Below are 402 nucleotides of genomic sequence, written 5' to 3' on the forward strand. Positions count from 1 at the left end.
CTCAACCAGCCGATGACCATGTATTATTTTGTGCTGGCGGTGTTCGTGCTGGGCGTGTTCGTCATCTGGCGCATCATCAACTCGCCCTTCGGCATGATCCTGAAATCGGTGCGCGAAAACGAGAACCGCGCCATCTCGCTGGGCTATTCCGTCAACCGCTACAAGCTTGCAGCCTTCGTCATGTCGGCAGTGCTTGCCGGCCTTGCCGGCGGCCTGAAGGCGCTCGTCTTCCAGTTTGCAACGCTGACCGATGTCGGCTGGCAGATGTCGGGCGAAGTGATCCTGATGACGCTTCTGGGCGGCATTGGCACGCTTATCGGCCCCATCGTCGGCGCCGCCTTCGTCGTCGCCCTCCAGAACTATCTCGCAACATCCGACTTCCCCGTCACGATCGTAACCGGC

Annotated in this window: 1 protein-coding gene; it reads left to right on the forward strand. The window is 60.2% G+C overall.

What is annotated here, in order from left to right; all coding sequences use genetic code 11:
* Positions 1 to 402, forward strand: a 402-nt coding sequence (locus ACS5UA_RS22900) for a branched-chain amino acid ABC transporter permease (protein WP_443101893.1), incomplete at both ends; no start/stop codon positions are given.

The organism is Brucella sp. RRSP16 (genome assembly GCF_052246815.1).
Taxonomy (GTDB): Bacteria; Pseudomonadota; Alphaproteobacteria; order Rhizobiales; family Rhizobiaceae; genus Brucella; species Brucella intermedia.